Here is a 26,152-nt window from a genome sequence, read left to right on the forward strand (position 1 = left end):
TCCGGCGGCAGAAAAACTCAGATCATTCCGCCGTTGATCGAAATCACCTGCCCCGTGATGTAGGCTGCCTCGTCGCTGGCCAGGAACGAGGCGAGCGCCGCCACTTCCTGCGGCGTTCCGGCGCGCTTCATCGGGACCATCTGGTTGACCATGGCGGGGTCGAAGGCGGCGTTGGCCATGGGCGAGGCGATGATGCCCGGCGCAATGGCGTTGACCGTGACACCGCGCGAGGCCACCTCCAGAGACAACGCCTTTGTCGCGCTGTTGAGCGCACCCTTGGCGGCCGCATAGTTGACCTGTCCGCGGTTGCCGGTCAGCGCCGAGACCGACGAGATATTGAGCACGCGGCCCCAACGCGTTCGCATCATCGGCAGCAGCAATGGCTGGGTCACGCGAAAGAAGCCGTTGAGCGAAACATCGATCACCTTGTGCCACTGGTCGGCGCGCATGCCGGGCAGTACCGCGTCGTCGTGCACGCCGGCGTTGTTGACGACGATCTGGACTGGCCCATCTTCGAGCATGCGTTCGCACGCCACGCGGCAGGCTTCATCGCTGCGCAGGTCGAACACGTGGCACTCGGCCTTGCCGCCCGCGGCCGCAATGGTGGCCGCCAACTGCTCCACCGCTTCGGGACGCGAGTTGGCGTGCAGCAGCACCGTGGCGCCGTCGCGTGCCAGGCGCTCGGCCATGGCCGCGCCCAATGCGCCACTTGCGCCTGTGATCAGTGCACGTTTTCCTTCAAGGCTCATGAGGTGATGGCTCCGGTTGCAAGCGGCGTGTTCAGCACCACCACAGCGCGGCCTTCGGCCAGCATGAGGCCGTCACTGTCCTTCACCGCGAATTCATAAAGGATCTGGTTCGTATCGCCCGAAAGGCGCCGCGCGTGCACCTGCAGTGCGCCGGCAATGTCGTCGAGCCGAGCGACCGAGAGGCGTACGTTGCGCGCACTCGCCAGAAAGCCGGCCGATGGCTCGCTTCCTTCGGCGGCCAGCAGACCACCGTGCAGCGCCATCGCCTGCGCGGCGTATTCGATTGCGTTGGGCGCGAGCAGGCCGCCTGCCGTTCGCAGAGGGTTGTCGGGCAGTGCGTGCGTGCGGGTGCTGCAATGAATCGACTCGGCATCCCAGCGCTCCAGCCAGTCGAGCAGGCACATGCTGCCGCTATGCGGAATGCGCTGCGCAATGCCCGCGCGGTCGAGCGTTTGCGGGGCGGTTGTCACGCAGAAGGCTCCAGGTCGGCCACCAGCAGCACGTTGGCAAAGGGGGTGCCTTCGCTCATGGGAATGCTCTGCACGCTGAAGCCCAGCCGCTGCAGCACCGCGATCCAGTCGGCCAGTGGACGGCCCCAGGTGGGCGACACCTTGTGGCCGCGGATGCGCGTTACCGTGCGGTCGACCCACTGGCTGATGGCAAAGCCGCGCTTGCTCGATGCATCGCCCACGCGCAGCAACAGCCGCGCGTTCGGATTGCCGCCGCGCTGCAACGCGTCGCGCACACGCTGCAGAACGCTGTCTTGCGCCTCGATGTTCACGTAGTGAAGCACGTCGAGAATCACGACCAGATCGCAGTCCGGCAGCGCCGCCGAGCACATGTCGGCGCAGACCAGCTTCGGCGTCGGTTGCAGATGGCCGATGGAAGCCTCGGCACGCGCCACGTCCTTGGGCATCAGTTCGATGCCGGTGTAGTCGGCCGCTGCCGGCGTCGGCTTCCACGAAGCCGGCCAGCGGCCCTGTGCCTGCATCTGGCTCATCGATGCGAGCAGGCTCGCGAAAAGCCCCTGCCCGCAGCCGATGTCGACCACGCGCCGATGCTCCGCGCCGATCAAGCCGCGCTCGAGCAGCCCGCGAAACACCGGGTCGCGCCCCAGCTTGCCGCGCGCGAAATGCCACGCAAAGCTGCCGCCCTTCTTGTAGGGAATGGTGGCGGCTTCGTGCAGCTCGCGCCAAGCGCTGCCGGTGGTGCCGGTCGACGAAGGCAGCACCGCGCTCATGGCTTCAGGCCCTCGGGCAAAGTGACGGCGCTAAGGCCTTCGGCGCGCAGGCGTTCGAGCACCAAGGGCAATACCTCCAACAACACTGGGTTTCCTTCAGGGGTGCGCGCGGCGTTGCCGTCGTGCAAAAGCAGGATGTCGCGCGCCTGCAGGTTGCGGGCTAGGCGCGCCATGACCTTGGCGGGATCGCCTTCGCGCGTGTCGAAGCCGCGACGCGTCCAGCTCACGAGCGAAAGGCCGAGGCGGTGCAGCACAGGCTCCAGGAATGGGTTGCGCAGGCCGGCTGGCGCACGGAAACAGGTCGGGCGCTGGCCCGTGGTTTCCGCAAGGATTTCCTGCGCCCGCGCAATCTCGCTCGCAAAGCCCCGGGGGCCGAGAAAAGAAAAATTGTGCCGATGCCGCGCAGTGTGGTTCTGGATGCTGTGGCCCCGCGCCACGATCTCGCGCGCGAGCGCCGGCTGCGCAAGCACGCGCTCGGCAATGCAGAAGAAGGTGGCGCGCTGGCCATGCGCGTCCAACAGGTCGAGCACCCGAGGCGTGACCTCGGGCTCGGGGCCGTCGTCGATGGTGATGGCCACTTCGCGCCGGGCGCCGGCCGCCTCGGGCAGGCGCGTGACGTTGGGTCCCAGAAGGCTGCTGCGCGGCGTGAGCCCCGCGCCGGTGATGAGCGCATGGTTCAGCACGACGGCGCCGATGGCCCAGGGCATCGCCCCCGGCACCAGCGCGCCCGCACCGATGGCGGCCACGTGCACGGCCGCGCTCGCGCGAATGGCCGGCGGCCAGGGCCACGATTCAGACGGTGCGGCGGATGCGGATGACATGGCTCGGGATTTTCCCATCAGCCGCGCGCGGGCGGCGGCGCCATCCGGCTCGCGAAGGCGGCCGAGAGCAGCAACGCCAGCAAGGCGCCCGGCGCGACCACGCGGCCGATCGACGACAGCGCTGGAATGTCCGAAATCGCGATCAGCCCGAAAGACACCACGGTTGTCAGGTTGGCCAGCATCAGCGAGGCCAGCGTGTCCTCGTCGGCCCGGCCCGCCACGCGCAGCTGGTCGAAGAACAGCGCGTAGTTGGAGCCGACCGCCACGATCAGCAGCAGCCCGACAAGATGAAGGATGCCCAGCGGCACCTGGAGCACGGCCATGCCGCCGAGCGTGAGCACCACCGCGACCACCAGCGGCTGGCACACCGCGAGCAGGCGCTTGCCCGAACGCAGGTAGATGCCGAGCAGCACCACCACGGCCAATGCGCCGAGCAGCACCTGCACGAAGGCCTCGTGCAGGTAGCGCTGATAGAGCCCGGCGAGTTCCCGGCCCACGTCGACCACCTGCACTTCAGGCGCACCGGCGAGCGCCGCTTCGAGCCGCCCCGCGTCGAACTTCGGGCCCGGATGAAGAACCACCAGCGTCGACCAGCCGCCGCCGGGGCGCTGGTACATGAGCGTGTTGACGACCGAACCGAGCGGCCCGTCCTTCAGGTCGGCGCGCCGCACCGGCGCCAGCTTGCGCGCGGCTTCCACTTCGGCCAGGAAGGGACCCAAGCGCGTGGCGGGCAACGGCGAGCCTTGCGTGGCCTCGGCGAGCCGGGTTCGCAGGGTCTCGCCGTCCGGCAGGCTGGCGAGGCGCGCCGCCTGGGTGGCCACGCTCGGGAGCACGCGCGTCACGGTTTCGAAGCCGCCGAGCTCGCCCTTGTCGACCAGCGCCTCGAGCCGCGCCGCGGCCGCCTCGGTGTTGCGCAGTGCAGCCTCTTCGTCGGCACCGTAGACCACCACCAGCGTGCTGCCGTCGCCCGTGCCGATGTCGGCGCGCAGCATTTCGTCGAGCTGCTGGGCCGACTTGGGCACCGGGCTCATCGCGCCGAGATCGGCGCGCCAGAGATGCCCCCCCTGCCAGATGACCAGCGCCAGCGCGGCCACTCCGAGCCCGGCCAGCACCCAGCGCAGGCGCGGCAGGCCGCGAACCAGCAGGCCGGCGCCGCGTGCCATGTACTTGCGCATGCCCATGCCGGTGGCGCCGTCCGGCGCGAGCATGGGCAATGCGTAGCGCGTGGCGAGCGCGGCGGCCACGAGCCCCGCAATCGAGAAAACACCCAACTGGGCCAGGCCCGGAAAGCCAGAGAACACCAGCGCCGCAAACCCGCACACCGATGTGAGCAGCCCAAGCCGCACAGTGGGCCAATGCACATCGCGCCACCTTGCCCAGCCGGTGCCGGCCACGGCCGCGCCGCGCGCCTGAATGAGGTAGTAGATCGCGTAGTCGACCGTCTCGCCGATCAGCGTGCTGCCAAAGCCCAGCGTCATGCCGTGCACGGAACCGAACACCATGCTCACCGCGGCAGTGCCGATGACCACGCCCGTGGCCACGGGCAAAAACGCGATGACCAGCGCGCGCGGCGAGGCGAACGCCAGCAGCAGCAACCCGCCCATCACGATGCCGCCCACGATCGCAAGGTGGATCGCTTCGGTCTTGATCTTGTCGCGGCTCAGCACCGAAAACACCGGCGGCCCGCTGAGCAGCAGCTTGGGCCCGGCCTCGCCCATGCCGCGCGTTGCGGCATCGAAGGCCGCATGCACGCGCGCAATGGCCGCGGCCTGTGCGTCGAGGTCGCTGCCCGCGGCGCGCGTGGTGGCAATCATGAGCGCGCGCGGCGCGGTGCGCGACATCCACACGCCGCCCTCGGTACGCGGCGCGCTTGCCGGCGCCAGGTCCACGGCAATGCGCTGCGTCTCTCCGGTGGGGTCGCGATCGAGCAACGGCTTGATCACGTTGCCGGCCGGCGTGCCCAGCATCGACAGCGTTTCGTTGATTGCGTCGCGCAATCCGTCGACTGTGAACTGCTCGGGCCTGACGCCCGGCGAGAGCTGGTAGCGATGATCGAAGACCCAGGTACCAGCTTCGGTCCAGTCGCCGGTGTCGCCGTTCTGGATCAGGTCGAACAGCTGGCTCTCGCGCATGGCCTTGGCCACCGCGCGGGACACCGCGGCGCGCTGCTCCACGCTGGCACCGCCCTCGATGCCGAGCAGCAGCGTGCGCGACGCCACGCCGCTTTGCAGTTGCTCGATGAGCACCTGCTGCCGCACGTCGGGGCTCTTGGGCAGGAAGGCCGAAAGGTCGGCGCTGAAATGCGTACGCGCAATTTGCACCGCGCCGCCGATCAGGACCAGCGCCCACACCAGCAGCACCAACGCGCGGCGCTGCCAACTCGGCGGGCCTGCCGCGGTGTCGCGCCCGGTCACGGCGTGGTGCGCCCGGCAGCGCCCGCTGGCGCAGAGGGAGCCACGGGAGCGGCGCCCGCGCGCTCGGGCGTGATGTTCATTACCGAGCGGTCGCCGCCGACGAATTCCATTTCAAGGCCCAGCACTTCGCTGGCGCGGCCGGAGATGCGGATGCTGCGCATCTGCGCCGCCAGGCGGCTGTCGATGGGCGTGAGGTCGAGCGTCCAGCTGCTGGCCGAGCCGCCCACGGTGCTGCGGAAATAGCGCTGCAGCGTGGTGCCGTCGCCGGTCAGCGTGCCGCGCATGGCCTCCACCAGGCCGAGCAGCTCGGGCATGCTGTCGAGCGTGAGGGTGCGGTTGCGGCCCCCGCGCGAGAGCGTGAGCGTGTTGCCTTCGACCGCCATGGTTTCGACGCGCGGCGACAAGGTACGCCGCACCAGCTTGTCGGGCGCCTCGAAGCTCAGCGTGCCGCGCGCATCGAGCGGGCCTTCCAGGCCGTGCACGAAGCGTTGCTCGGTGAAGCGCGCCTCGCCGCTCTTCTGCTTCGAAAGCAGACCCATCAGCTCGGACAGGTCGAAAGCCCACGCCGGCGCGGCGCAGCAGGCCAATGCCAGCAGCAGGCTCCTGCAAAGCCAGTCAAACCGAATCTTCGAGCCAGAAATCATGAAAATTGAACCAGTTGTAGGGGTAGGCGCGGCACAGCGCTTCGAGGTGCGCCACGTAGGCTTCGACCGCCGCGCGGATGCGGCGTTCCCGCTCGGCGGGGTCGGATGCGCGTTCGCTGAAGTCGGCCAGCAGGTCGAACTGGACATCGTAGCGCGCACCGCCGCCGTAGAGGCCGGCCATGAAGAACACCTTGCGCCGCAGCAGCGCCGCAAGGCGGAACGGGCCGTCGTTGAAGCTGGCCGGCTGGCCCAAAAAAGGCAGCACGATGTTGTTGCCGCGCTGCTGCGCGGGCTGGTCCTCGCTGCCCGGCAGCGTGCGGTCGGCCAGCATGCCGCCAAGACCGCCATGGTCGAGCCAGTCGCGCAGGGCGAGCATCGAATGCGGCCGGCCCAGCGCGATCACGTGGGGCCGCGCCTCGGGCAGGCTGATGGCGTTCAGAATGGCCGTGATGCGCTGCGCGTTGTCGGGGTACATCAGCATCGCGAGCCGCAGCTCCTGCTTGTGCTGGCTGTGGTGCTTGCAGGCGCCCAGCGCCTCGAAGCTGCCGACGTGCGCGCCCAGCAAGAAAGCGCCCCGCCCCTGCAGCGCCTCGGTCTCCAGCGGCAGGTTGCCCTTGACCTTCACGTCGAACAGATCCATGCGCCCGCGCAGGAAGTACACGCGGTCGAGCACCGTCGAGGCAAAGGCGTGCAGCAGCCGATAGCCGTCGATCCACCCCGCACGCGGGCCGATGGCCCTGAACAGGTAGCGCTTGATGTGGCGGCGCGGCGTAGGCGCGAACAGCAGAAAGTAAAGGCTGATCGGCGGCAGCAGCAGCCGCGTGACGTGGCGCCCGAAAACCAGCGCCATCATGCAGATGAAGCGCAGGGCCAGCATGTTGCTGCGCTCCGGCGTGCGCGCCCAGTCGCCGCGCTGCCCCGTCTGCGACGCCTCTTTCACGGCGTGCGTCTCGGCTTCGGTGTGCTTCATCACGCGGAGCCTGGCGCCGCGGTCCAGCGGCCGGTGACAGCCACCACGCCGTCGCAGCGCACGTCGAAACGCACGCCGCGCGCGGCGCCGGCTTCGGGTTGCAGTTCGATGGAGAGCATGCTCCCCGGCCGCACGGGTGCAAGAAACTTGGCAGCGGCGAGGGTGGGGTGCGTGCCAAGGCGGGCAACCAGTGCCGGCACTCGCTGCACGGCCTCCATGACCTCGGCCAGTATCAGCGCTCCCGGGAGCAGCGGCTGACCGGGAAAGTGGCCCGCAAAGGCCGGATGATCGGCGGGTACCGCGTGGGCAATTCCCACCGGGGTGTCGTCCCCGGCCAGCTGCGCAAGCGCGAATTCGCGCAGCGCGCGCACGGTGAGCTTGCCGGTGCCTTCGCGCGGAAAGGACTTGACTTGCACCACCCGCCGCGGAACGAACACCGGCTCCAGCCGCTGCCGCAGCGCCGCGATGACTTCGCCGGCCGAGAGCGTGGGCGCCACCACGAAAGCCACGGGGCGCACCACGCCGTCGGCCACTTCGTCGGGGAGCCAGAACGCGCCGTCTTCAACGCCGGCGATGCTGTTGAGGTGATAGTTCAGATGCGCAAGCGAACTGCGACGCCCGGCCACGTGAATCAGGTCGTTGGCCCGGCCGAACAGCCGGAAGCGGCGCGCATCGAGCAGTTCGAGCACATCGGCCATGGGCGTGGGCTCGGGCAGGAAGTCGCCGCTGAAAATGAAGCGCTCGGGTCCCTCGCCCTCGCCCGGTTCCGCATGCACGCGAATGCTGCCGAAGTTCTCCCAGACCTCGCTTTGCGTCGTGCGGCGGCTGGCGACCTGGCCGGACTCGGTGCTGCCGTAGATTTCGATCAGCACGCCGCCGAGCGCCTGCTCGGCCTGGGCTGCCAGTTGCGGCGAAAGCGGCGCGGTGGCCGAAAGAATCAGGTCGACCGGCGGCAACTCGATGCCCGAGAGCAGCAGGGTCTTCAAGTGGAAAGGCGTGGTGACCAGCGCACGGGGGCGCGGCACCGAGGCCAGCGTTTTCACCACGTCGGCCGGAAAGAACGGCCTTCCGCTTTCGAACGCGGCACCGCCCAGCATGGCCAGCAGCACCGACGATTCCAACCCATAGCTGTGCTGAACCGGCACGGTCGCGACCAGCGTCAGGCCGGCAAGCGATGGCCGCCCGAGCAGGCTGGCGAGCCGTTCCACCGCCACGGCCACATCGCCGACCAGTGTTTCCCATCGCTTGGCGTGCGGCTGGGGCACGCCCGTGGAACCGGAGGTCAGCAGGCTCACGGCATGCATGCCGCTGCTGACGGCCGGCACCTCGAGACCGATGCCGCCTTCGGGGCTGGACCGGTCTTCGATCAGCACGCGCGGCATGCCGGGGGTGGCCAGGCCGGCATCGTCGGTCAGCGCGAAAAGATTCGCTCCGCCGGATTCGAGCAGCCGCGCGAGCGTGTCGGGCCGGGCGTCGGGTGGCAAGAGGCTTGCATGGCCGCGCACCAGCGCAGCCGCCAGGCTGACGGCAAAGGCGTAGCGGTCGACGCACAGGTTGACCGCCCTGCCCTCTGCAGGCAGCACCGGCGCGAACCGGGCCACGTCGGCCAGGAACTGCCGCGTGCTCACTGGGACGCCGGCGCGCCACGCCAGGGGCGCGTCGAGGTCCCGGTTGGCGATGAGCGGCAGCAGGCGGATTTCGGCGGTCACGCGGGGCCCTGCTTCACCGGCTGCCGGTGCCGTTGTCGATGGGCGATGTTCCCTGGAAGGCGCGCACCGCATCGATGAGCCGCGTGCGCTCGAATTCGGGGTGCAGGCGGTAGCGCACCAGGTGCTCGCCCACGAAAAGAAGCGTCACCGAGAGCGGTGTCAGCACATTGGCAAGCAGCGACCAGGCGGAGAAAGGCAAGCTCAGGTACACCACGATCGACGACACGACCACGAGGGCGAAATACGCGGTCCAGATGCGCGTGAGCTGCGTGGTGTAGGCCAGCATGTGGCCCTTGAGCGGATGCACGCGCTGGGCAAACTGGGTGATGAGCGGCAGGCCGGGCCCGCGCAGCGAAGCGCCGAACCAGCCGCACAAGAGGCCGTTGATGGCCACATGCTGGAACACATAAAGCCGGTTGGTATCGCCCGCCTCACCCAGGAACACGAGCGCAAAGCCTGCAATGCCGAGCAGCATGGCGGCAATGAAGCCCCAGCGGCCGAGCTTGCTGGCCGCAAAACCCATGGCGGCGAGCCAGAGCGGGCCGAGCAAAACCACCACCGCCCACGGCTCGGTGGGGTGGAACAGCATCATCCAGTGAGAGAGGCCGGCATAGGCCACTCCCACCAGCAGCAGGAGCGCCAGTCGCCATCGAGACATGGATCAGGAGGCGCTGCGGTGCTGGGCGACGTGGGTCGCGAGCGTGCGCAGCGACTGGAAGATCTGCTGGTTGCGCTCGTCGTCCGAGCGCAGCTGGAAGCCGTAGCGCCGGGACACTTCGAGCGCAACCTCGAGGATGTCGATGGAATCGAGGCCCAGGCCTTCGCCGTAAAGCGGGTCGGTCGGCACGATGTCTTCGGGGGCGACTTCCAGATTGAGCGCGTTCACCAGCAAGACGGCCAACTCTTTTTCAATCGGCGACTGTTCAGGTGAATCGCCAACGGCGGGAATGGGGGGCTGAGCAGTCGATGACAAAAAAAACCTCCTGAAACTTTTTCCGTAACTACCTCGGGGGCCGTGGATTATAGGAGCGCCGCTTGATTAGACTGCCCGCTTCGATACGACCCGGAGCCCTCAATGGCCGACCCCCTCCTGATAGCCCGCCACGACGCCACCGAGTGCGCCCTGCTCCCCAGCCTGGCCAACCGCCACGGCCTGATCACCGGCGCCACCGGCACCGGCAAGACGGTCACCCTGCAGACCATTGCGGAAAAACTCTCGAGCATCGGCGTTCCGGTGTTCATGGCGGACGTCAAGGGCGACCTCACCGGCATGAGCCAGAAAGGCAGCATCGGCGAAAAGATGGCCGCCACGCTGAAGGAACGCGGCATCGAGCTGCCCGAACCGGCCGCCTGCCCCGTCACCCTGTGGGACGTGTTCAGCGAACAGGGCCATCCGGTACGGGCCACGGTGTCCGACATGGGCCCGCTGCTCCTGGGCCGCATGCTCGACGTGAACGAAACCCAGGCCGGCGTGCTGAACCTGGTGTTCAAGATTGCCGACGACAACGGCCTGCTGCTGCTCGACCTGAAGGACCTGCGCGCCATGCTGCAGTACGTGGGCGAGAACGGAAGCCAGTTCACCACCGAATACGGCAACATCAGCGCCGCCAGCGTGGGCGCCATCCAGCGCGGGCTGCTGCAGATCGAAACCCAGGGCGGCGACAAGTTCTTCGGCGAGCCGATGCTCAACATTGCCGACTTCATGCAAACCGTGGGCGGCAAGGGCGTGGTCAACATCCTGGCCGCGGACAAGCTCATGAACTCGCCGCGGCTGTACGCCACGTTCCTGCTCTGGATGCTGTCTGAATTGTTCGAGCAGCTGCCCGAAATCGGCGACCCCGACCAGCCCAAGCTGGCGTTCTTCTTCGACGAAGCCCACCTGCTGTTCAATGAGGCTCCCAAGGCGCTGATCGAACGTATCGAATTGGTGGTGCGGCTGGTGCGCTCCAAGGGCGTCGGCGTCTATTTCGTGACGCAGAACCCGCTCGACATACCCGATTCGGTGCTGGCCCAGTTGGGCAACCGGGTTCAGCATGCGCTGCGTGCGTTTACCCCGCGCGACCAGAAGGCCGTAAAGGCCACGGCCACCACCATGCGCCAGAAGCCGGGCCTGGACATCGAAACCGCAATTACCGAGCTTGCCGTCGGCGAGGCGCTGGTGAGCTTTCTCGACGCCAAGGGCCGCCCGAGCGTGACGGAGCGCGTGTTCGTAGTGCCGCCGGGCAGCCAGATCGGCCCTGTCACTGCCGCGCAGCGCCAGGCGGTGATCGCCAATTCGCTTGTCGCCGGGGTGTACGAGAAGACGGTGGACCGTGAATCGGCCTACGAGAAGCTCAAGGGCCGCGCCGAAACCGCGCCCGATGCACCGGCGGCCAAGCAGGGCGCCAAGGGGGCGGCCGAATCTTCCGAGGGGGGCAGCAGCATGCTGAACGACCTGCTCTTCGGTAGCACCGGCCCGCGCGGTGGCAAGCGCGACGGCCTGGTGCAGACGATGGCCAAGTCGGCCGTGCGCACCATGGGCACTTCGGTCGGCAAGGAAATTCTGCGCGGCGTTCTGGGCGGCATCTTCGGGGCCAAGAAGCGCTGAAGCCGGGCCGGGCCCTGGCCCGGCCGGCGCGATCTACCAGCGCAGCAAACTACCAGCGCAGCAGACGCGGCCCCAGCACTGCGCCCAGCACCACCGGCACCGCAATGCCGCTGATGTACCAGACCGCAAGGAACGGTGCCGTCAGCTCCATGCAGTGCAGCGCGTAGACGGCGGCACCCACCCCGCCCGCCAGCCCGCCGGCTGCCGCGCCCGCCAAGGCCGGCCGCGTGGGCGCCAGCCCCTTCAACGCCACGAGCGCCGCCGCAAAGACGGGCAGCGCCATGAGCCCGATGCTGGCCGCGCAGATGCGCCACGACTCGCCCATGAGCAGCGGCATGCGTTCTTCGGGCGGAGCGTTGAACCACGACATGGCCGCCAGCACCCACACCACGAGCACCGGCACGGCAATGCCGATCCAGGCGCGCCGTACCGGAACGCCCGGGCGTGCGAGGCGCTGCACCGCCACGAAGGCCGCCGCCGCAATGCACAGCGGAAACAGCACCTTGACCCAGAACATCGGCCAGAACATGGCCTGCACCAGATCGCGGCGAACACCGTATTCGGTGAGCAGAATGGCGAACGACAGCGGCACGCCGGCCAGCACGGCAAGTGCCAGGCGCCGCCCGGCGGCGCGGCGCGGCGCGGGCGCGGCACCGGTGGCCAGCATGGCCACGAGATCGTCGGTTTTCATGGTGTCTTGCTCCTGAGTCTGGCCGCGAGCGCCTTCAGGCCGCGGTGAATGCCGACCTTCACGGCCGATTCCGACATGCCGGTAAGGCTCGCCGTCTCGGCCACCGAAAGGCCTTCGAGCTTCACATGCACGATCGGCAGGCGCTGGCGCTCCGGCAGGGTCTGAAGCAGGCCGCTGATGTCGCGGCGGGCATCGCTGGCGTCGATGGCCGACTCGGCGAACACGGCCAGGTCATCGTCCAGCGGGTCATGCAACGCTTCGCGCACCGACTTGGCACGCAGCAGGTCGATCATCTTGTAGCGCGCAATCGCATGCACCCAGGCCGTCAGCGGCTGGTCGCTCTGGTAGGTATGGCGCTGGTTGTGCATGGCGAGCAGGCATTCCTGGACAAGGTCTTCCACTTCGTCGGGCCAGCCGAAAAGGCGCTTGCCCAGAAAAGCGCGCAAGTGCGCGCTGAGTTTTTGCAGGAATTCGCGGTAAGCCGCTGCGTCGCCGGCAAGGCCGCGCAGGAACAGGCTCCGCAGCGCCGCCTCGGCGTCGCTCATTCGCGTCCTGCTGTCCATAGTGTTTCGTGCCATCGGACCGGCTGGTTACAGCCCGTTCAAGAAAAAGGTTCCGCCGGATTGTGCCGTTACCTGGCGCCCCCCGGCGGCAGCGCATCGCGTCCTCGGCTAAGCTCGCCCGAACCCATGGAAGGAGCGCCCGTGCCACCTGCTGCCGCATGCCCCTTGGCCCCTGAACCGGCTTCGGCCGGGAACTGAGGCGCGCGGATGCTGGCCGGCCTCGCTTCGCACCCCTGGGCCTATCCGGCGCTGGAGGTGGTGCATATCGTGGGCATTGCGATGCTGTTCGGCGGCCTGCTTGTTTTTGAGTTGCGCGTGCTCGGCGTGGGCAAGGAACTGTCGCAAAGCCAATTGGCCCGGCTCACGCTGCTGCCGGCGCTGGCGGGTTTTGGCCTGTGCGCCGCCACCGGCCTCACGATGTTTGCGAGCCAGCCCGGCGAACTGCTCGCCAACTCCGCATTCCGCGTCAAGTTGCTGCTGATCTGCCTGGCGGGCGCCAACGCAGCCTGGTTCCACGCGCGAGGCGGCCTTGCCGCGAGCGGCGCCATACCCAAGCTGCAATGCCTGTTGTCGTTGGGGTTTTGGCTCGCTGTCATCATCTGCGGGCGTTGGATCGCTTACATCTGAACAAGGAGTCCGAGATGATGCAAAGGCGCATGTTCGTTGCCGGTTCGCTGAGCCTGACCCTTCCTGCGTGGGCTCACCACGGCTGGAGCAGCTTCGACCAGGACCGCCCGCTCTACTTGGAGGGGCGTGCAACCAAGGTCATGTGGCGCAACCCGCACGGCGAGCTGGAACTGGAACTGCCCGAGAACCCGACGCTGCCGCCCGACCTGAAGCAGCGCCCGCTGCCCAAGCAGAGCACGGCGGTCGACGGCCCCGGGCTGCTGGCCAAGGCGCAATTGCCGACCCGGCGCGACCGCAAGTGGCTTGTCGAGCTGGCACCCCTTACGCGACTGCAGGCCTGGGGCGTCGAAGAGATCAAGCCCGGCACGCCCGTTGCGGTACTGGGCTTCACTTTCACCGGCGAAAAAGGCGAGCCGGTGCTGCGCGCCGAATACCTGTTCGTCGGCGGCAAGGCCTACGGACTGCGCTCCTCGCCCGCTTGAAGCGGGCCGCGGCCGAGAGTGCTCCGCGCGAGTGCCCGCGAGTGCGATGGCCATGGCCGCGCCCTGCTTGCCAGCGGCGCGGCTCATCGGTACATTGCATTTTTTGAGGGCCTCCAATGTCCGCAGATAGCACAGCGACCCGTTCCTCCATCTCGGCGCCTCCCGCGACCCTTGGCATTCCCGCGGATCCGGCGATCTCCGTCTCCCCCCTTCCCCCGCTCCACGCTTCCTCGTCGACCGGCCATATCCGGCTGACCTCCCACGCCGGTGGCTTTGGTGCGCTGCCCATCCGATGGGCCGCCGCCACCGCCGTCGAGCGCGGGCCGGTGGTGGGCACCACCACCAAGCGGGCGCACCGCAATGTCATCGGCACGCACAGCGGCTCCTACAGTGTCTACCGCGCGCTTGCCGTGGCGGCAGGGGCGCTCAAGCGCGAGCACAAGGCCGACCTCACCAACACCGCGCCCACCGACGTCATCGGCCCCTATCCGCAATGGAGCGAGCCGGGCCGCATCGTTTCGCTCGACCCCTGGGGCGCGCTGGTGGCCGATGTGTTCTCCGCCGAGCTTGCGGCCGGCTACGACATTCGCCCGACCATCGCCATCACCAAGGCGCACGTGATCCTGCCCGAGGTGATCGAGGCGCTGCAAAGCGGGCGGCTCAAGGCCGACGGCCACTTTCTTACCACCGGCGGCGCCGCCATGGTCACCAAGGCCGCCATCGAACCCGTGTGGTACCTGCCCGAAGTGGCGCGGCGCTTCGGCTGCTCCGAGACCGACCTGCGCCGCACGCTGTTCGAGGAAACGGGCGGCATGTACCCCGAGCTCGTCACGCGCTCCGACCTCGAAGTGTTCCTGCCGCCCATCGGCGGGCAGACGCTCTACATCTTCGGCAACCCGCGCGACCTGGCCAATCCGGAGGTCGAGCTCACGGCGCGCATTCACGACGAGTGCAACGGCTCCGACGTGTTCGGCTCCGACATCTGCACCTGCCGCCCCTATCTCACGCATGCCATCGAAGAGTGCATTCAGGGCGCGCAGCGCGGCGGCGTGGGCCTCATCGCCTATTCGCGCAAAGAGGGCCGCGCGCTCGGCGAGGTCACCAAGTTCCTCGTCTACAACGCACGCAAGCGCCAGGTGGGCGGCGACACGGCCGACCAGTATTTCGCACGCACAGAGTGCGTTGCCGGGGTGCAGGACATGCGCTTCCAGGAGCTGATGCCCGACGTCTTCCACTGGCTCGGCATCAAGAAAATCCATCGGCTCGTGTCGATGAGCAACATGAAGTTCGACGCGATCACCGGCTCGGGCATCGAGATCGGCGAGCGCGTGAACATTCCGGACGAACTGATTCCGGCCGACGCCCGAGTCGAAATGGACGCGAAGATGGCCGCCGGCTACTTCACGCCCGGCCCGGTGCCGACCGCCGAAGAACTCAAGAAGGCCAAGGGCCGGGGATTGAGCGAATGAGCGACAACAAGGAACACGGCAACAACTACCTGCCCGCGGACGGATCGGGCAACCTGCCGGCCGGTAGCGCGGGCAACATCGATCCGGCGACCGAATTCGCGCCCGACACCAGCCGCCCCGCGGGCGCCGCCACCCTCTTGCGCACCACCGGCGCCATTCGCGAGCGCGCGGCCGCACTGCTCGCTCGCGCACGCAGCGGGGAGTCGCGATGGTTTCGCATCGGCGGCGACGATGCGGCGGATGACGCGGCCCGCGCCGTGGCCGAGGTCACGCGCGAGCGCTACCCATGGGACACCATTCCGTATCACAGCCGCTGGCGCCACTTCGAGGCCGGCGGCGTCGACCGGCTGAAGCAGCTCGACGCACTGCTCGGCGACCGCATCGACGCCCGGCAGCGTGCCCGCGCGCACATCGACCTGGTGCTGGTGAGCGTGCTGCTCGATGCCGGCGCCGGCCCCAACTGGCACTACACCGAGCCGGCCACGGGCCAGCGCTTCACGCGCTCCGAAGGCCTGGGGGTGGCGAGCTTCCATGCCTTCACGAGCGGGCTTTTTTCGTCCAACCCCGATCATCCGCTGCAAGCCGATGCAGCCGGATTGCGCGGGTTGGTCACCGACAGGCTCGGCGACGCTTTTCAGGTGAGCGACGTCAACCCTCTGGTGGGCCTTGCCGGCCGCGCCGTGTTGCTGCGCCGGCTGGGCGAAGCAATGAGCGAACAGCCCGAAACCTTCGGCGACGATGGCCGGCCGGCCGGCATGTTCGACGCGCTGGTCGCCCCTTTTGGCGCTGCCGCACCGCCCACCGCAGAAATCACCGCGCACCAGATCCTCTCGCTGCTGCTCGAAACGCTCTCGCGCATCTGGCCCTCGGCCAACTCCATCGACAGCATTGCCGTCGACGGCAGCGACACAACGGGCGGCATCGGTTCGAGCGACCCGGCCCTTGCGCTTGGCGACTGCTGGCGCCACAGCGCGGTGCGCGGGCCCGGCCTCACCAACGGTTGGATGCCGTTCCACAAGCTCTCGCAGTGGCTGACCTATTCGCTGCTCGAACCTTTCGAGTGGGCCGGCGTGAAGGTGCGCCAGCTCGATGCGCTCACGGCCCTGCCCGAATACCGAAACGGCGGCCTGCTGATCGACAGCGGCGTGATCGTGCCCAAAGACCCTGCCTCTCTTTCGCGCGTGTGGAAGGCCGGGGACGAGTTCATCGTCGAATGGCGCGCGCTCACCGTGGCGCTGCTCGACGAGTTGGCGCCCCGCGTGCGCAAGATGCTCGACCGCACCGAAGAAGAACTGCCGCTGGCCTGCGTGCTCGAAGGCGGCACCTGGGCGGCAGGCCGTGTGCTGGCACAGCGCTTGCGTGACGGAGCACCGCCGCTCCTGATCGAAAGCGACGGCACCGTCTTTTAGACTTGCGGGTCCAGCAACGGCAGAAAAATCAAATGAGCAACGTCCATCTCGTCGACCACCCCCTCGTCCAGCACAAGCTCACGCTGATGCGCCGCAAGGACGCTTCCACCAACAGCTTTCGGCGGCTGCTGAACGAAATCAGCATGCTCATGGCCTACGAGGTCACGCGCGACATGCCGATGCAGGACATCGAAGTGGAGACGCCGCTCGAGACCATGCAGGCCAAGGTCATCGATGGCAAGAAGCTGGTGCTGGTGTCCATCCTGCGCGCGGGCACCGGCATTCTGGACGGCATGCTCACGGTGGTGCCGGGCGCGCGCGTCGGCCACATCGGCCTGTACCGCGACCCCAAGACACTCACAGCCGTCGAGTACTACTTCAAGATGCCCGGCGAAATGGAGAACCGCGACGTGATCGTGGTCGACCCGATGCTGGCCACCGGCAACTCGGCCGTGGCGGCGGTGGAGCGCCTGAAAGAGCTCAACCCCAAGTCGATCAAGTTCGTCTGCCTGCTGACCTGCCCCGAAGGCGTGGCCACCATGCAGAAGGCCCACCCCGACGTGCCGATCTACACCGCCGCGATCGACCGCGAGTTGAACAGCCACGGCTACATCCTGCCAGGCCTGGGCGACGCGGGCGACCGCATATTTGGCACGAAGTAGAGCCGACGCCCTCAGGCGGCGGCTGCGCGGTTCGGTTGGCAACAAGAAGATTTTCATACCTCGAGGAGAAGCACCGTGACAGCACGCCGTCAGTTGATCATTCGTTCCGCTGCCATTGCCGCGGCCCTTGCGGCGGGCGCGCCCGGGCTGGCGCTGGCGCAGGCCAAGCTGAAGGTGGCGGCGGTGTACACCGTGCCCTTCGAGCAGCAATGGGTGGGCCGCATCCACAAGGCGCTCAAGGCGGCCGAGGCGCGCGGCGAGATCGAATACAAGGCGACCGAGAACGTCAGCAATGCCGACTACGAGCGCGTGATGCGCGAGTACGCCACGGGCGGCAACCAGCTGATCTTGGGCGAAGTGTTCGGCGTGGAAGCGGCGGCGCGCAAGGTGGCCAAGGACTTTCCCAAGGTCGCCTTCCTGATGGGCTCGTCGCTCAAGCCGCAGGCGCCCAACTTCAGCGTGTTCGACAACTACATCCAGGAGCCGGCCTACCTGAGCGGCATGGTGGCCGGCGGCATGACCAAGAGCAACCGCATCGGCATGGTCGGCGGCTTTCCGATTCCCGAAGTGAACCGGCTCATGAACGCGTTCATGGCCGGCGCGAAGGAAACCAACCCCAAGGTCGAGTTCAGCGTGAGCTTCATCAACAGCTGGTTCGACCCGCCGAAGGCCAAGGAAGCGGCTTTCGCGATGATCGACAAGGGCGCGGACGTGATGTACGCCGAGCGCTTCGGCGTCTCCGACGCAGCCAAGGAAAAAGGCAAGCTTGCCATTGGCAACGTGATCGACACGCAGGCGCAGTACCCGGACACGGTGGTTGCCTCGGCCCTGTGGAACTTCGAGCCGTCGGCCGACCGCGCGATCAAGCTCGTGAAGGAAGGCAAGTTTGCTGCCGAGGACTACGGCCCTTATTCGATGATGAAGCACAAGGGCTCGGAGCTCGCGCCGCTCGGCACTTTCGAGAAGAAGGTACCCGCCGACATCATTGCCAAGGTCAAGGCGAAGCAGGCCGACATCCTGGCAGGCAAGGTCACCATCAAGGTCGACGACTCCCAGCCCAAATCGACCGCCAAGTGAAGGGGCCGTTGACGATGCGCTGGCGTTCTCTTCTTGCGGCCGGCGTGCTGGCCTTCGGTCTCGCGGGCTGCGCCGGCGTCTACAAGACTGGTGCCAGCGGCACCAGCGGCCTCCGGCTGGACGACACGCCGCGCATTGCGGTGATCTCGGCCTTCGAGCCCGAGCTCAAGCTGTTGCTGAGCCGACTGCAGGGGCCGGCCAGGCACAGCGTCAACGGGGTCGAGTTCACCACCGGCACGCTCCAAGGCAAACCCGTAGTGCTGTTTCTCTCCGGCATCAGCATGACCAACGCGACGATGAACACGCAACTGGTGCTCGACCGTTTTCGCGTGACCAGCATCGTGTTCAGCGGCATTGCGGGTGGGGTGAACCCATCGCTGCATGTGGGCGACGTCACGGTGCCCGCCCAATGGGGCCAGTACCTCGAGGTGCTGATGGCGCGCGAAACCGCGCCGGGCAAGTTCACCGCGCCGCCGTTCATCACCGATGCCACGCTGCCCAACTTCGGCATGATGCATCCGCGCCCGGTGGAGGTGCGCTCTGCCGCAAAGCCGGGCATCGAACGCAAGTTCTGGTTCGAAGCCGATCCGAAGATGCTCGAGGTGGCACGCAGCATCCGCAACGTCGACCTGGCGAACTGCAGTGCCGGCAAGTGCCTGGCGCGCAAGCCCCAGCTCGTCGTGGGCGGCAATGGTGTTTCGGGCCAGGCCTTCATGGACAACAAGGCGTATCGCGAATACACCTTCAAGACCTTCCAGGCCAACGTGCTCGACATGGAAACCGCGGCCGTGGGCATGGTGGCCTACAGCAACGGCGTGCCCTACATCGCCTTCCGCTCGCTCAGCGACCTGGCCGGCGGCGGTGAAGGCGCGAACGAGATGGGCACCTTCATGGGCATTGCGGCCGACAACTCGGCCAAGGTCATGCTGGCGTTCCTGGCTGCATGGAAGTGACGGTGGCGCCCGTACGCCTCGTGCTGCTGCCGGGCATGGACGGAACGGGCGATCTCTTCGAGCCCCTGAAAGAGGCGATGGGGCCGCAGGCCGCTATCGACGTCGTGCGCTACCCAGGCCACCAGGCGCTCGGCTATGACGATCTGGAGCCGCTGGTTCGCGCGCAACTGCCGACGCGGGCGCCCTTCGTGCTGCTCGGCGAATCCTTTTCCGGGCCGCTGGCCATCTCGATCGCGGCGTCGCCTCCGCCGGGGCTTCTCGGGCTCGTGCTGTGCTGCAGCTTCGCGCGCCGGCCCGGGCCAGGCCTTGCGGTGATGCGCGCGGGCCTGCTCGAGCTGTCGATGCGCCTGATGCATTCCAGGCCGATGCGCGCGCCCATGCGGCAGTTGCTGCTGGGACGGTACGCATCGCCGCGCCTGTCGGGCATGCTGCAGGCGTCGCTTGCGCAGGTCTCCGTCGCCGTCATGACCCGTCGCATGAAGGAAGTGCAGCGCGTGGACGTGCGCGACAAGCTTTCGCTGGTGCGCGTGCCTACCATGTACCTCCAGGCGCTGCAGGACCGCGTCGTGCCCCGGCGGGCGGCTGCGATCATCCAGCAGCGGCTTTCCGCGCTGCGCGTCGTGAAACTCGACGGGCCGCACGGCCTGCTGCAGGCCTCGCCCGAGGCCTCCGCCCGCGCCATCTTGAGTTTCTGTGGCGAACTGCAACCCGCTTCGCCATGACGACTCCCACCGTTCTCCGCCTCAAGGGCATCACCAAGCGCTTCGGCGCCCTCGTCGCCAACGACGCCATCTCCCTCGACCTGCAGGCGGGCGAGGTGCTCGCGCTGCTCGGCGAGAACGGCGCGGGCAAGTCGACGCTGATGTCCATCCTGTTCGGGCACTACGTTGCCGACGAAGGCAGCATCGAGGCCTTCGGCACGCCCTTGCCTCCGGGCAACCCCAAGGCGGCACTGGCGGCGGGCGTGGGCATGGTGCACCAGCACTTCACCCTGGCCGACAACCTGAGCGTGCTCGACAACGTGATGATGGGCACGGAGCCGCTGTGGCGCGTGTTCTCGCGCCGCGCCGCGGCGCGCACCCGGCTACTTGAAGTGGCGCAGCGCTTCGGCCTGCCTGTGCAGCCTGACGCGAAGATCGGCAGCCTCTCGGTCGGCGAGCGGCAGCGCGTCGAAATATTGAAGGCGCTGTACCGCGGCGCGCGCATCCTCATCCTGGACGAACCCACCGCCGTGCTGACGCCGCAGGAAAGCGAAGCCTTGTTTGCCACGCTTGCGCAGATGGTGGCGCAGGGGCTCTCCGTGATCTTCATCAGTCACAAGCTGGGCGAGGTGCTGCGGGTATCGCGGCGCATTGCCGTGCTGCGCGGCGGCAAGCTGGTGGCCGAAGCGCACACGGCCGACACCACGCAGGCGCAACTCGCGCTGTGGATGGTTGGGCATGCGGTCGAGGCTGCGCAGCGGCAGCCAGCCGGTTCGGTGGGCGATGCGGTTTGCGTGCTTGACCGTGTGAACACCGCGTCGGCCAGGAGTGACGCGCAGGACCATTCGAGCCCCCTCCGCGAGGTGACGCTCACGCTGCGCGGCGGGGAAATCACCGCCATTGCGGGCGTTTCGGGCAACGGCCAGGTCGCGCTGGCCGAACTGCTGTGCGGCACGCGCCGCGCCGTCTCCGGCACCGCCCTGCTGATGGGCCGTGCGCTGCCGCCCTCGCCTTCCCGGCTGGTGCAGCGCGGGGTGGCACGCATTCCCGAAGACCGGCACACAGTCGGCGTGGTCGGCGACCTGCCAGTGTGGGAGAACGCGGTGTCGGAGCGGCTGCGCAGCCCGGTTTTCTCGCGCTGGTCTCTGTTGGTGCGGCGTGCGGCCGCGCGGCTGCATGCGCGGCGTATCGAGCAAGCGTTCGACGTGCGCGGCGCCGGCCTGATGTCCCCGGCGCGCTCGCTCTCCGGCGGAAATATGCAGAAATTGATCCTGGGACGTGCGCTGCTCGCGCCCGAACAGGTGGAAGACGCCGACAACAGGAAATATCCGACCCGCGCACCGCGCCTCATCGTCGCGCACCAGCCGACCTGGGGCCTGGATATCGGCGCCGTCGCCTATGTGCAGCAGCAGCTCATTGCGGCGCGCGATGCCGGCGCGGCGGTGCTGGTGATTTCGGACGACCTCGACGAAGTGCTGGCACTCGGCGACCGCGTGGCCGTGATGCACGGCGGACACCTGGGCGAGGCGCGCCCGGCTTCGGCCTGGACACGCGAAGCCATCGGCCTGGCAATGGCCGGCGGGACCGACGCGTCGCGCGGAAAGGCCCGACCATGATGCGGCTCGAAAGACGCCACGAGACATCGCGTGCCGCACTGGTGCTGGCTCCCATCGGTGCGGTGCTGTTCACCATGCTGGTGAGCGCGCTGCTCGTGCTTTGGGCCGGCGCACCGGTCGGCCGCACCTACGCGCTGCTGCTGCAGGGCGGCTTCGGCTCCGTGTTCGCCTGGAGCGAAACGCTCACGCGCGCGATCCCGCTCATCCTTACCGGCCTGGCCGCGACGGTCGCGTTCAAGGCGCGGCTCTTCAACATCGGCGCCGAGGGCCAGCTGTTCGCCGGCGCGCTTGCCGCCGTGGCCGTTGGTGGCATGCACGGCGGCACGGGCTTCGAGCTTCAGCCGTGGCTGCTGTTCCCGCTGATGATGCTGGCCGCCGCCGTGGCCGGCGCCCTGCTGTTGCTCGGCCCCGCGCTGATGAAGAACAAGCTCGGCGTCGACGAGGTCGTGACCACGCTGCTGATCAATTTCATCGTGCTGCTCGGCGTGTCGGCGCTGCTCGACGGGCCGATGAAAGACCCGACCGCCATGGGCTGGCCGCAGAGCGTGTCACTGCAGCCCGACGTGGAGCTCGGCAAGCTGGTTGCACAGACGCGTGTGCACACGGGCCTGCTCTGGGCGGTTTCGCTCGCTGTGATCGTCTGGGCGATCTTCAAGTACACGGTGCTGGGCTTCGACATTCGCGCAGTCGGCGCCAATGCGCGTGCAGCCGAGTTTGCGGGCGTGCCGGTGACGCGCACCGTGGTCATGGTGGCGTTGCTTTCCGGCGCGCTGGCCGGGCTGGCCGGCGCCATCGAGGTGGCGGGCCGCACCAGCTATGTCACGCTCGACATGTCGCCGGGCTACGGCTATACCGGCATCGTGATCGCAATGCTGGCCGGGCTGCATCCGTTGGGCGTGATTGCCGCGGGCGTGTTCGTGGCGGGCGTGCTGGTCGGTGCGGACACCATGAGCCGCGCAGTGGGCGTGCCGACCTACATCGCCGACGTGATCGTCGCGGCCTCGCTGATCGCAGTGCTGGTGGCGACGCTGCTCACGCAGTACCGGGTGCGGATGACGAAATGACCGACCTGCTCGACATCCTCGCCAACCCGGCCTTCTGGGTCGCGGTGCTGCGCATCGCCACGCCGCTCATCCTCGGCACCCTGGGCGTGCTGCTGTGCGAGCGCGCAGGCGTGCTCAACCTGGGCATCGAGGGAATCATGGTGGCGGGTGCCTTCACAGGATGGCTCGCGGTGTACGCCGGCGCGCCGCTGTGGGCCGGCGTGGGCGTTGCTGCGCTCACGGGCATGGTGTTCGGGCTGCTGCATGCGTTTCTCACCGTGGGCCTGGCACTTTCTCAGCACGTCTCGGGGCTGGGCATCACGCTGTTGGCCACTGCACTCAGCTACTTCGGCTACCGCGTGAGCTTTCCGAAAGTGAACACACCGCCGACCATCACGCCCTTCGCGCCCATGGACTGGCTGCCGCTGCCCATCCTGAATGCGCAGACATCGCTCACCCTGTTCGCGCTGCTGCTCGTGCCGGCGATTGCCTGGGTGCTGTACCGCACACCCCTAGGTCTGGCGCTGCGCATGGTCGGCGAGAACCCGCAGGCGGCCGAGAGCCAGGGCGTATCGGTCGCGGGCATGCGCACCGGAGCCATCGTCGCGGGTTCGGCGCTGATGGGCATGGCCGGCTCGTTTCTCACGCTTTCCGCGTTCAACGCCTTCTTCTTCAACATGGTGAACGGCCGCGGCTGGATCTGCGTGGCGCTGGTGGTGTTTGCCTCATGGCGGCCCGGCAAGGCCCTGCTGGGCGCGCTGCTGTTCGCGTTCTTCGACGCGCTGCAGCTTCGGCTGCAACAATCGGGCGATGCCGTGCTGCCCTACCAGATCTACCTGATGCTGCCGTACCTGCTGTCTATCCTCGCGCTGGTGCTGGTGGCGCGCAAGGCCAGCTATCCGCAGGCGCTGATGAAACCGTATCGCAAGGGGGAGCGCTGATGCCGCGCGCAGCCGCAGTGCGCAAGATGCTGCTCACCGCGCTTGCCGGCTTGTGCGGCACCGGCGCGCATGCGCTGGGCAACGACTACGGTTACGACACTTTCAAGACGCCCGATTCGATCACCTGGGTGCAGCTGTGCGGCACCTGGGGGAAGAACCACGAGGGCACCTACCGCGTGGTCCACGCCGACCAGTACGCCCAGTCTTTCCTTTACGTGCAGCGGATGACGCGCGATGCCAACGGCAGCCTGCATGCAGATCACACGCTGGTCATTGCCGAGCTCGACAACGACCATGCCGAGATCGCGCTCACCGATCTCACCTGCCGCGCTACGCCGCGCGGCATCGTGGTCACGGCCAAGGCCGCGTCCGGCCACGACGGCAAACTGCGCCGCGTGACCATCGAAGTCGGCCCGGCGCCCGGGCAGTACCGCTATCGGGCGCAGCGCACGCGCTGAACGCACACGCCCCCAGACAAGAAGACCTCCCACGATGCTCGACCTCCTCATCACCAACGCCACCCTCCCCGACGGCCGCACCGGCATGTCGATTGCCGTGCAGGGAGGCCGAATCGCCGAGGTCACTGCGAGCCTCGACGCGCCGGCGCATGAAAAGCTCGATGCCCAGGGCTTGCTGCTTTCACCGCACTTTGTCGACCCGCATTTCCACATGGATGCGACGCTGAGCTACGGCCTGCCGCGTGTCAACGAAAGCGGCACGCTGCTCGAAGGCATTGCGCTGTGGGGCGAGCTCAAGCCGCTGCTCAAGGCCGATGCACTGATCGAGCGTGCGCTGGCGTATTGCGATTGGGCCGTGGCCAAAGGGCTGCTGGCCGTGCGATCGCATGTGGACACGAGCGACCCGAGCCTGCTCGCGGTCGATGCGCTGCTCGAGGTCAAGCGCCAGGTTGCGCCGTACCTCGATCTGCAGCTTGTGGCGTTTCCGCAAGATGGCGTGCTGCGCTCGGCAGGCGGTGTCGACAACCTGAAGCGCGCGCTCGACAAGGGCGTGGACGTGGTCGGCGGCATTCCCCATTTCGAGCGCACCATGGGCGATGGCGCAGCCAGCGTCAAACTGCTGATGGAGCTTGCGGCCGAGCGCGGCAAGCTGGTCGACATGCATTGCGACGAGTCGGACGACCCGCTGTCGCGCCACATCGAAACCCTTTCCGCCGAAACCTGGCGCCTGGGCATGCAGGGCCGCGTGACGGGCTCGCATTGCACGTCGATGCATTCGATGGACAACTACTACGTGAGCAAGCTGCTGCCGCTCATTGCGCAGAGCGGTGTCAGCGTCGTTTCGAACCCGCTCATCAACATCACGCTGCAAGGCCGCCACGACACCTATCCGAAACGGCGCGGCATGACGCGCGTGCCCGAGCTCATGGCCGCAGGGGTGAACGTTGCCTTTGGCCACGACTGCGTGATGGACCCTTGGTACGGCATGGGCTCGGGTGACATGCTCGAGGTGGCGCACATGGGGCTGCATGTGGCGCAGATGACGAGCCAGGCCGGCATACGCCAATGCTTCGAAGCCGTGACCACGAACGCCGCGCGCGTGATGCACCTCGAAGGCTACGGCATCGAAGCGGGCTGCGACGCGAGCTTTGTGCTGCTGCAGGCGCGCGACGCGGTCGAAGCGATCCGGCTGCGCGCCACCAGGCTCAAGGTGTTCCGCAAGGGAAAGCTGCTGGCGGAAACACCGGCCGCCACTGCTGCGCTGCATTTGCCAGGCCGCGAGCAGGCCACCAGCTGGATGATTCGCAAGCCCTAGTCTTCCGCTTGTCGCCGCGCAAGCACTCTACGCAGGCAAGGCCTTGAGGTCGCACCACATGTGTACCTTGGCCAGCAAAGCCCCTTCAACCGCGATGGCCAGCGGCTCCACGCCGAAAACCTGAAATCCGCAGCGCTCGTAGAGAGCTTGCGCGGTACTGTTGCCCTCGGTGACGGTGAGCTGCACCAGCCGCAGGCGTTCGGTGGCGCGCGCATGCGCCAGCAGCGCAAGCACCAGCCGCCGGCCGAAACCGGCGCGGCGCGCGGAAGCCGCCACGGCCATGCCGAAGAGCGTGGCCTTGTGGCGGGCACGCTGCCGCGCTTCGAAGCTCAAGCCCGCCGCGCCCACCAGCACGCCCGCCTCGTCGAAGGCGCCATAGACCACGCTGGCCTCGTTTGCATCCGAACCCAGCCGTTCCTCCCACCACTCAACCGGCAATCCAGAGCGCTCTTCCACCGTGGTGGTGAAGGCGCTGGGGTGCGTGGCATAGGCGTCGAGCATCAAGGCGCGGTAGGCCGTAGCGTCGGCCGGCACAAGCCGCCGGACGGCGTTGCAGTCGTTTTCGTTTTCAGAAGCGAACACAGACCGACTGCCTTTCCTGCAGCACGGCCTCCTGGCCGAAGCGCTGCCTGTAGGTGTCGATGATCCGGGCGATGGCGGCATCGTCCTCGGCGCTGCGCGGGTGCAGCAGCACCACAAGCTTGGAGGGCTCGCGCACCACGCCGCCCGATGCGCCGCGCCACTGCCCTGCCGCATCGACGACCGTAAGGCCCTTCGGAAAGACCGGGGTCACTACCGAATCGAGGAAAGCGGCCCACTGCGCGTTCGACACCTGCCCGCCGGCGGGAATGGCGCGGCCGAAGTACAGAGTGTCGCGTTCGAAAGCGTCGAAGCCGGCTGCGCAGGCCGTGGAGGAACCGGGCGCAGTTGGCAGGGTGCTGCAACCGGCGAGCATGGCAAGCGTTGCGGCCGAAGCTGCAAGGCGCAGGCGGGTGACGATCGGACGCATGG

General features: G+C 67.9%; 28 protein-coding genes. 14 read left to right on the forward strand and 14 right to left on the reverse strand.

Annotated elements, in window-relative coordinates:
- Positions 1-17: 17 nt before the first annotated feature.
- The 10 genes from fabG to GOQ09_RS14610 are packed head-to-tail and all read right to left on the reverse strand — an operon-like array spanning position 18 to position 9,520.
- Positions 18-749 carry a 3-oxoacyl-ACP reductase FabG gene (gene fabG, locus GOQ09_RS14565; RefSeq protein WP_157614067.1) on the reverse strand — a complete coding sequence of 244 codons (732 nt, stop codon included), beginning with the start codon at positions 747-749 and terminating at the stop codon, positions 18-20.
- The gene (locus tag GOQ09_RS14570; protein ID WP_157614069.1) at positions 746-1,219 is read right to left on the reverse strand and encodes a hydroxymyristoyl-ACP dehydratase; all 474 of its coding nucleotides are present in this window, start codon (positions 1,217-1,219) and stop codon (positions 746-748) included. Before GOQ09_RS14570 ends, fabG begins: the two co-directional genes overlap by 4 nt.
- Entirely contained in the window at positions 1,216-1,989 is a 774-nt protein-coding gene (locus tag GOQ09_RS14575) for a class I SAM-dependent methyltransferase (protein ID WP_157614071.1), read from the reverse strand. Before GOQ09_RS14575 ends, GOQ09_RS14570 begins: the two co-directional genes overlap by 4 nt.
- Complete coding sequence (locus GOQ09_RS14580; RefSeq protein WP_157614072.1) at positions 1,986-2,828, reverse strand: polysaccharide deacetylase family protein; 843 nt, start codon at positions 2,826-2,828, stop codon at positions 1,986-1,988. The genes GOQ09_RS14575 and GOQ09_RS14580 overlap by 4 nt, the downstream gene beginning before the upstream one ends.
- Complete coding sequence (locus GOQ09_RS14585) at positions 2,828-5,224, reverse strand: MMPL family transporter (protein ID WP_157614074.1); 2,397 nt, start codon at positions 5,222-5,224, stop codon at positions 2,828-2,830. The genes GOQ09_RS14580 and GOQ09_RS14585 overlap by 1 nt, the downstream gene beginning before the upstream one ends.
- Complete coding sequence (locus GOQ09_RS14590) at positions 5,221-5,868, reverse strand: LolA-related protein (RefSeq protein WP_157614076.1); 648 nt, start codon at positions 5,866-5,868, stop codon at positions 5,221-5,223. Before GOQ09_RS14590 ends, GOQ09_RS14585 begins: the two co-directional genes overlap by 4 nt.
- On the reverse strand, positions 5,840-6,838 hold the full coding sequence (locus tag GOQ09_RS14595) for an acyl-CoA synthetase (protein WP_157614078.1): 999 nt from the start codon (positions 6,836-6,838) through the stop codon (positions 5,840-5,842). Before GOQ09_RS14595 ends, GOQ09_RS14590 begins: the two co-directional genes overlap by 29 nt.
- On the reverse strand, positions 6,838-8,547 hold the full coding sequence (locus tag GOQ09_RS14600; RefSeq protein WP_157614080.1) for an AMP-binding protein: 1,710 nt from the start codon (positions 8,545-8,547) through the stop codon (positions 6,838-6,840). The genes GOQ09_RS14595 and GOQ09_RS14600 overlap by 1 nt, the downstream gene beginning before the upstream one ends.
- A gap of 13 nt (positions 8,548-8,560) precedes the next feature.
- On the reverse strand, positions 8,561-9,205 hold the full coding sequence (locus GOQ09_RS14605) for a hypothetical protein (RefSeq protein WP_126746037.1): 645 nt from the start codon (positions 9,203-9,205) through the stop codon (positions 8,561-8,563).
- A 3-nt stretch (positions 9,206-9,208) separates the two neighbouring features.
- Entirely contained in the window at positions 9,209-9,520 is a 312-nt protein-coding gene (locus GOQ09_RS14610) for a phosphopantetheine-binding protein (RefSeq protein WP_055796895.1), read from the reverse strand.
- 102 nt (positions 9,521-9,622) lie between these two features.
- Between GOQ09_RS14610 and GOQ09_RS14615 the strand changes: the two genes are divergently transcribed.
- Positions 9,623-11,134 carry a helicase HerA-like domain-containing protein gene (locus tag GOQ09_RS14615; protein WP_157614082.1) on the forward strand — a complete coding sequence of 504 codons (1,512 nt, stop codon included), beginning with the start codon at positions 9,623-9,625 and terminating at the stop codon, positions 11,132-11,134.
- A 49-nt stretch (positions 11,135-11,183) separates the two neighbouring features.
- On the opposite strand, the gene GOQ09_RS14620 is transcribed toward GOQ09_RS14615, so the two are convergent.
- Together GOQ09_RS14620 and GOQ09_RS14625 are read right to left on the reverse strand one after the other, a co-directional pair.
- A complete protein-coding gene (locus GOQ09_RS14620; RefSeq protein ID WP_157614084.1) occupies positions 11,184-11,825 on the reverse strand; it encodes an NrsF family protein in 642 nt (213 codons plus the stop codon).
- The gene (locus GOQ09_RS14625) at positions 11,822-12,370 is read right to left on the reverse strand and encodes a sigma-70 family RNA polymerase sigma factor (RefSeq protein ID WP_242630845.1); all 549 of its coding nucleotides are present in this window, start codon (positions 12,368-12,370) and stop codon (positions 11,822-11,824) included. The genes GOQ09_RS14620 and GOQ09_RS14625 overlap by 4 nt, the downstream gene beginning before the upstream one ends.
- 225 nt (positions 12,371-12,595) lie before the next feature.
- On the opposite strand from GOQ09_RS14625, the gene GOQ09_RS14630 reads away from it, so the two are divergent.
- The 13 genes from GOQ09_RS14630 to GOQ09_RS14690 all read left to right on the forward strand — a co-directional run bounded on the left by GOQ09_RS14630 (position 12,596) and on the right by GOQ09_RS14690 (position 25,141).
- Entirely contained in the window at positions 12,596-13,015 is a 420-nt protein-coding gene (locus GOQ09_RS14630) for a hypothetical protein (RefSeq protein ID WP_157614087.1), read from the forward strand.
- A gap of 14 nt (positions 13,016-13,029) precedes the next feature.
- Complete coding sequence (locus tag GOQ09_RS14635) at positions 13,030-13,497, forward strand: DUF6152 family protein (RefSeq protein ID WP_157614089.1); 468 nt, start codon at positions 13,030-13,032, stop codon at positions 13,495-13,497.
- 116 nt (positions 13,498-13,613) lie between these two features.
- Positions 13,614-14,966: a GTP cyclohydrolase II gene (locus GOQ09_RS14640; RefSeq protein ID WP_157614090.1), complete on the forward strand. Its 1,353-nt coding sequence runs from the start codon at positions 13,614-13,616 to the stop codon at positions 14,964-14,966.
- Complete coding sequence (locus tag GOQ09_RS14645; protein WP_157614092.1) at positions 14,963-16,375, forward strand: URC4/urg3 family protein; 1,413 nt, start codon at positions 14,963-14,965, stop codon at positions 16,373-16,375. The genes GOQ09_RS14640 and GOQ09_RS14645 overlap by 4 nt, the downstream gene beginning before the upstream one ends.
- Positions 16,376-16,407: 32 nt before the next feature.
- The gene (upp, locus tag GOQ09_RS14650) at positions 16,408-17,037 is read left to right on the forward strand and encodes a uracil phosphoribosyltransferase (protein ID WP_013541661.1); all 630 of its coding nucleotides are present in this window, start codon (positions 16,408-16,410) and stop codon (positions 17,035-17,037) included.
- A 75-nt stretch (positions 17,038-17,112) separates the two neighbouring features.
- A complete protein-coding gene (locus GOQ09_RS14655; RefSeq protein WP_157614094.1) occupies positions 17,113-18,114 on the forward strand; it encodes a BMP family protein in 1,002 nt (333 codons plus the stop codon).
- 14 nt (positions 18,115-18,128) lie between these two features.
- Entirely contained in the window at positions 18,129-19,067 is a 939-nt protein-coding gene (locus GOQ09_RS14660) for a 5'-methylthioadenosine/S-adenosylhomocysteine nucleosidase (RefSeq protein WP_207309860.1), read from the forward strand.
- On the forward strand, positions 19,058-19,789 hold the full coding sequence (locus GOQ09_RS14665; RefSeq protein WP_242630846.1) for an alpha/beta fold hydrolase: 732 nt from the start codon (positions 19,058-19,060) through the stop codon (positions 19,787-19,789). Before GOQ09_RS14660 ends, GOQ09_RS14665 begins: the two co-directional genes overlap by 10 nt.
- Positions 19,786-21,384: an ABC transporter ATP-binding protein gene (locus tag GOQ09_RS14670; protein WP_157614098.1), complete on the forward strand. Its 1,599-nt coding sequence runs from the start codon at positions 19,786-19,788 to the stop codon at positions 21,382-21,384. The genes GOQ09_RS14665 and GOQ09_RS14670 overlap by 4 nt, the downstream gene beginning before the upstream one ends.
- Positions 21,384-22,448 (forward strand): ABC transporter permease, encoded by a 1,065-nt coding sequence (locus tag GOQ09_RS14675; protein ID WP_207309968.1) that lies wholly within the window; start codon positions 21,384-21,386, stop codon positions 22,446-22,448. Before GOQ09_RS14670 ends, GOQ09_RS14675 begins: the two co-directional genes overlap by 1 nt.
- Positions 22,445-23,368: an ABC transporter permease gene (locus GOQ09_RS14680; RefSeq protein ID WP_157614102.1), complete on the forward strand. Its 924-nt coding sequence runs from the start codon at positions 22,445-22,447 to the stop codon at positions 23,366-23,368. The genes GOQ09_RS14675 and GOQ09_RS14680 overlap by 4 nt, the downstream gene beginning before the upstream one ends.
- Entirely contained in the window at positions 23,368-23,826 is a 459-nt protein-coding gene (locus tag GOQ09_RS14685) for a hypothetical protein (RefSeq protein ID WP_431769276.1), read from the forward strand. The genes GOQ09_RS14680 and GOQ09_RS14685 overlap by 1 nt, the downstream gene beginning before the upstream one ends.
- 34 nt (positions 23,827-23,860) lie before the next feature.
- Positions 23,861-25,141: an amidohydrolase family protein gene (locus GOQ09_RS14690; protein WP_157614103.1), complete on the forward strand. Its 1,281-nt coding sequence runs from the start codon at positions 23,861-23,863 to the stop codon at positions 25,139-25,141.
- Positions 25,142-25,168: 27 nt separating this feature from the next.
- Here the strand turns inward: GOQ09_RS14690 and GOQ09_RS14695 are convergent, their stop codons facing one another.
- Positions 25,169-25,723 carry a GNAT family N-acetyltransferase gene (locus GOQ09_RS14695; protein ID WP_242630847.1) on the reverse strand — a complete coding sequence of 185 codons (555 nt, stop codon included), beginning with the start codon at positions 25,721-25,723 and terminating at the stop codon, positions 25,169-25,171.
- Positions 25,710-26,150, reverse strand: a complete 441-nt coding sequence (locus GOQ09_RS14700) for a DUF3574 domain-containing protein (RefSeq protein WP_157614105.1) — start codon at positions 26,148-26,150, stop codon at positions 25,710-25,712. The genes GOQ09_RS14695 and GOQ09_RS14700 overlap by 14 nt, the downstream gene beginning before the upstream one ends.
- Between the last annotated feature and the right edge of the window lie 2 nt (positions 26,151-26,152).

This window comes from Variovorax paradoxus, from assembly GCF_009755665.1.
GTDB lineage: Bacteria > Pseudomonadota > Gammaproteobacteria > Burkholderiales > Burkholderiaceae_C > Variovorax > Variovorax paradoxus_G.

Excerpts from the sequence above, each read along its gene's own strand:
- fabG (WP_157614067.1), bottom strand. The coding sequence starts at position 749 with ATGAGCCTTGAAGGAAAACGTGCACTGATCACAGGCGCAAGTGGCGCA.
- GOQ09_RS14575 (WP_157614071.1), bottom strand. The coding sequence starts at position 1,989 with ATGAGCGCGGTGCTGCCTTCGTCGACCGGCACCACCGGCAGCGCTTGG.
- GOQ09_RS14580 (WP_157614072.1), bottom strand. The coding sequence starts at position 2,828 with ATGGGAAAATCCCGAGCCATGTCATCCGCATCCGCCGCACCGTCTGAA.
- GOQ09_RS14590 (WP_157614076.1), bottom strand. The coding sequence starts at position 5,868 with ATGATTTCTGGCTCGAAGATTCGGTTTGACTGGCTTTGCAGGAGCCTG.
- GOQ09_RS14595 (WP_157614078.1), bottom strand. The coding sequence starts at position 6,838 with ATGAAGCACACCGAAGCCGAGACGCACGCCGTGAAAGAGGCGTCGCAG.
- GOQ09_RS14605 (WP_126746037.1), bottom strand. The coding sequence starts at position 9,205 with ATGTCTCGATGGCGACTGGCGCTCCTGCTGCTGGTGGGAGTGGCCTAT.
- GOQ09_RS14615 (WP_157614082.1), top strand. The coding sequence starts at position 9,623 with ATGGCCGACCCCCTCCTGATAGCCCGCCACGACGCCACCGAGTGCGCC.
- GOQ09_RS14620 (WP_157614084.1), bottom strand. The coding sequence starts at position 11,825 with ATGAAAACCGACGATCTCGTGGCCATGCTGGCCACCGGTGCCGCGCCC.
- GOQ09_RS14625 (WP_242630845.1), bottom strand. The coding sequence starts at position 12,370 with ATGAGCGACGCCGAGGCGGCGCTGCGGAGCCTGTTCCTGCGCGGCCTT.
- GOQ09_RS14630 (WP_157614087.1), top strand. The coding sequence starts at position 12,596 with ATGCTGGCCGGCCTCGCTTCGCACCCCTGGGCCTATCCGGCGCTGGAG.
- GOQ09_RS14635 (WP_157614089.1), top strand. The coding sequence starts at position 13,030 with ATGATGCAAAGGCGCATGTTCGTTGCCGGTTCGCTGAGCCTGACCCTT.
- GOQ09_RS14640 (WP_157614090.1), top strand. The coding sequence starts at position 13,614 with ATGTCCGCAGATAGCACAGCGACCCGTTCCTCCATCTCGGCGCCTCCC.
- GOQ09_RS14645 (WP_157614092.1), top strand. The coding sequence starts at position 14,963 with ATGAGCGACAACAAGGAACACGGCAACAACTACCTGCCCGCGGACGGA.
- upp (WP_013541661.1), top strand. The coding sequence starts at position 16,408 with ATGAGCAACGTCCATCTCGTCGACCACCCCCTCGTCCAGCACAAGCTC.
- GOQ09_RS14660 (WP_207309860.1), top strand. The coding sequence starts at position 18,129 with ATGCGCTGGCGTTCTCTTCTTGCGGCCGGCGTGCTGGCCTTCGGTCTC.
- GOQ09_RS14665 (WP_242630846.1), top strand. The coding sequence starts at position 19,058 with ATGGAAGTGACGGTGGCGCCCGTACGCCTCGTGCTGCTGCCGGGCATG.
- GOQ09_RS14670 (WP_157614098.1), top strand. The coding sequence starts at position 19,786 with ATGACGACTCCCACCGTTCTCCGCCTCAAGGGCATCACCAAGCGCTTC.
- GOQ09_RS14675 (WP_207309968.1), top strand. The coding sequence starts at position 21,384 with ATGCGGCTCGAAAGACGCCACGAGACATCGCGTGCCGCACTGGTGCTG.
- GOQ09_RS14680 (WP_157614102.1), top strand. The coding sequence starts at position 22,445 with ATGACCGACCTGCTCGACATCCTCGCCAACCCGGCCTTCTGGGTCGCG.
- GOQ09_RS14685 (WP_431769276.1), top strand. The coding sequence starts at position 23,368 with ATGCCGCGCGCAGCCGCAGTGCGCAAGATGCTGCTCACCGCGCTTGCC.
- GOQ09_RS14690 (WP_157614103.1), top strand. The coding sequence starts at position 23,861 with ATGCTCGACCTCCTCATCACCAACGCCACCCTCCCCGACGGCCGCACC.
- GOQ09_RS14700 (WP_157614105.1), bottom strand. The coding sequence starts at position 26,150 with ATGCGTCCGATCGTCACCCGCCTGCGCCTTGCAGCTTCGGCCGCAACG.